General features: G+C 60.4%; 3 protein-coding genes and 1 pseudogene. 3 read left to right on the top strand and 1 reads right to left on the bottom strand.

Annotated elements, in window-relative coordinates:
* The first annotated feature begins 1,056 nt into the window (after nucleotides 1-1,056).
* From NKH19_RS33000 to NKH19_RS32990, 3 genes and pseudogenes are all read left to right on the top strand, one after another.
* Nucleotides 1,057-1,364, top strand: a pseudogene (locus NKH19_RS33000) (hypothetical protein).
* A 12-nt stretch (nucleotides 1,365-1,376) separates the two neighbouring features.
* Nucleotides 1,377-1,685: a hypothetical protein gene (locus tag NKH19_RS32995; RefSeq protein WP_352874119.1), complete on the top strand. Its 309-nt coding sequence runs from the start codon at nucleotides 1,377-1,379 to the stop codon at nucleotides 1,683-1,685.
* An 897-nt stretch (nucleotides 1,686-2,582) separates the two neighbouring features.
* Entirely contained in the window at nucleotides 2,583-2,915 is a 333-nt protein-coding gene (locus NKH19_RS32990) for a hypothetical protein (protein WP_352874121.1), read from the top strand.
* Nucleotides 2,916-2,964: 49 nt separating this feature from the next.
* Here the strand turns inward: NKH19_RS32990 and NKH19_RS32985 are convergent.
* On the bottom strand, nucleotides 2,965-3,180 hold a 216-nt coding region (locus tag NKH19_RS32985), incomplete at its 5' end, for a hypothetical protein (protein WP_352874122.1).

Here is a 3,180-nt window from a genome sequence, read left to right as displayed (position 1 = left end):
TGACTGCCTTCTTCCGCGACATCGGTACCGTCGAGCCGCTGACGCAGCCCGATTTCGCCAAAATCGGCGCGGCCATGCAGCGCCACGGCATAAAGACCCTCGACATGGCCGCCTAGGCCCAGACTGCTTCGGAGGCGACGGCGATGAACCGCTGGGCGCCTCCGCTATTTTGCTTGCGCGATAGGCGGCAGGGCTAACCAGGCGGCTCGCCCGAAGATCCGCGACAAGGTTCGGCTAGAGACGATGACGTTCCTCAATCGTACCTCCCCCAGAATCCTGACGACAACTCTCGACCCTGCCCCAACGGGGCCGGGTCTGGGCGCCTAGCTGAAGGCGCTGTGGGGGGCGGCTACAGCGCATTGGGCAACGCGCGCCGCCCCCGACAGCTAAACCCTTCATTCGGTGGGCAACACCTGCGAAACTCAAGTCACGCGCAGGGCGCGATCTTATGCAAGTCGCAGGAAGAGGGCGCTCGGCGACCCGCGACGGCTTCGACCTGAGAGCAACGACATCGTCTTGCATCGCGCGGGCGGCGGACTGTTATAAAGGGGAAAACCGCTAAGGCTCTAAAGTCGTGCAGCCGCCGCATCAAAGACCAAACGCCGCCTCTGTAGCTGATTCCGGTTCGTCACTTGGTCTTGCCGATGGCTCCGGTCGGCAACGTAGTCAACGAGAACACACCAGCGCCGCGCGTCACCACGCGGTGACCTCCCTTCGTTCCTAATCCATGAGGGCGGCAGAACCTAGTCGTACCCATGAGCCAGGAGCCGCTGGCGTTACCCGGTCCTTACAAAGCCCAGGCGCCCAAATCGTTCGGGAACCTCGGCGCGCCTGGCGAGTTGATGCCGATCCGGAACGGGAGACCCATGCCATGACGCACCCAGACCCCACCTCGCCCGCAGGAGTCCAGCCCGGCCCGGCCGGGAAGCGACCGACGCCCTCACCGGCAACCGAGAAGACCTCGGGCGCAGGTCCCTCAATCGCTGAACATTCCAAGGATGCCAAGACACCCAAAGCCGGCAGGCAGCCGGGTGCCTATGTCAAGGATAAGAAGACGTGAACGTTGCGAATCTTCAGCTTGAAGGGCTGCTGATGGCGGTGGCGGCGGTCAACAACATCCTGATCCATCGTGGAATCCTTCAGTCGACGATATCGATATGGCCCTGCGTAAAGCCGAGGCCTTGGTGACTTCAGAAGAACGAATGTACGAGGACATGTCCCCGGCGAACCGCGATGCGGTCTGCTTTCCCTTGCGATTGTTTCAGGTAGCCAACCGCGCCCAATTCGAATCCGGTTTGCCAGCCTTCTGCGAGCTGACCAGGCAGGTTGGGATGACCAAACAACCTTATAACGATCAAATGTGAGCGGAGGATGACATGCAGGTCTCGGAAACCGTGGTGAGCCACGATCGCGTTGAATTCTGGGGCCAGGGTGGCGAGGTCATTGCCGTTATATTGGCGGCCGGGCCCGTGCTGGTAGAGGAGGAATTGGTCGCCAAGGCGAAGGTCATGCTGCTTCATGCCGCCAGTTTCGGCAGCGAGGAAGAGGCAGACAGGAAGCTTTCTCCGGGCTCAGATGTATCTGGTTCGACCACTACTCCCGGACAGAAGCAGGCGGAAGCCCCACCTCCGGCGACCCCGGTGTGCCTTGATCGCGGTGCTAATCCGCCGCACCTGCAAACATGACCGATTCGGTTGGTTGGTCGTACCGCGATCACGGGAATGGGCCTTGCCGGCCCGCGTCCAGTGCTCTAATCGATTCGCCTGATACGACCCTTTTCGAGACGGAAGACCCCGCTTTGCCCGCCTTGCCTCTCGAAGTCGGTCTGTAGTTCATCCCACGTTCCGAGGAACTCTCCGCAATCATCACAAACGATGAGCGTCTCCGGCCGAGCGTCGTGTGGAATTCTCAGCCGAATTTTCAAGCAGTAAGGGCATTCCAAAAGGTGATTGAGGTATTGCAACTGCGACATGATGCCAAGGATGCATCCAGAGACGACCAATCGCAAGTAGGTGGCCGTCCGCTGGAGGTTGCATGAAGGGCGCCGACCAGCCGAACAAAGGTGAAACCGGACTTGTCGAACCTCAACCTCGCTTTCAAAGCATCGCTCGTATTTAGGGAGCGCCTAATATTGTTGAGGCCCTTCCAGAACCGTCGCGAGAGTGAGCAGCGATGCAAACGTTCATCCGGTAGCAGCGCTGTCATTCCCTGGCTGGGTAATCCTTTTGGCGCAATTGCGCCGTTTATCCATCGCCGAAGAGCTTGAGAGCGCGGCGGACCGCAGCGCCGACGTGTCGCGGCCCGATCTACACCGTGCTGCCTTGATGCTCCGGAACGTCGCTGCTGTCCCGCAAGAGCCGGCCAGGAGGACACACGGAACTCTATCGCCGCCGAGATGAAGATCGACTGGTCGAATCTCATTCAGATCCTCCTGCGTGAGTGGCTGGAAACGAACGCCTATCTGCCAGTCCGGATAATCGATGAGACGGACGGAAGCTTTCAAGCCACGGCTACCGCGATCACACCATGACCGCATGTCGGCGAATCGGCCATTCTTGAAGGGCGGCGGACCTGATGTCCGCTTGGCCGGCGCCGCACAGCCCAATAGCTCCCACCCTGGCGCCGGCCATCTTGTTTTTGCCGAACGCGAGAAGCGTTCCCCCGACCTCGTGGCGGTGGAAGTACGCAAGGACGAGGGCACTTGTATTCAGCCAGGCGGGCGGGGGGCGGTGGTGGTGGAGACGGCGGCGGCTGAGAGCCTTGCGCGCCATCGCGCTGGTTGTGATGCAGGGTGTTGCCGGCGCGAGCGCCTTTTCGGTTTCGGCGTGATCTCCTCGACCCGCACCTTGTCGCCGATCTCCTTTGCCATCGCCAGGGCTTTGGCCTTGTCTTTGGTGGTCAGCACGGTCCGCTAATGCGGCTTCTCGAACACGCTCGCGACATAAATGGTGGCCGGCTTGTCACTCACGGACCACCAGCGACGCCACCATTCCAAGTGATTATCTGGGAAAGATCGGCGATGTCGCCATAGATCATCGAACCTTTGACGAGAAAACACTTGTCACTCAGGACTTCGAAGAGTGAGCTTGACGCGGTGCAAACCGGCAGGTTCACCTTATGGCGCTTGGCATCGGCATGGCCGATGCTGATCGCGAGGATAGCGATAGTAGTGAGAGTCGT

This window comes from Mesorhizobium sp. M1338, from assembly GCF_040318045.1.
Lineage (GTDB): Bacteria > Pseudomonadota > Alphaproteobacteria > Rhizobiales > Rhizobiaceae > Mesorhizobium.
Note: the sequence above shows the minus strand (reverse complement) of the source record. Positions and strands in the feature narration are given on the sequence as shown.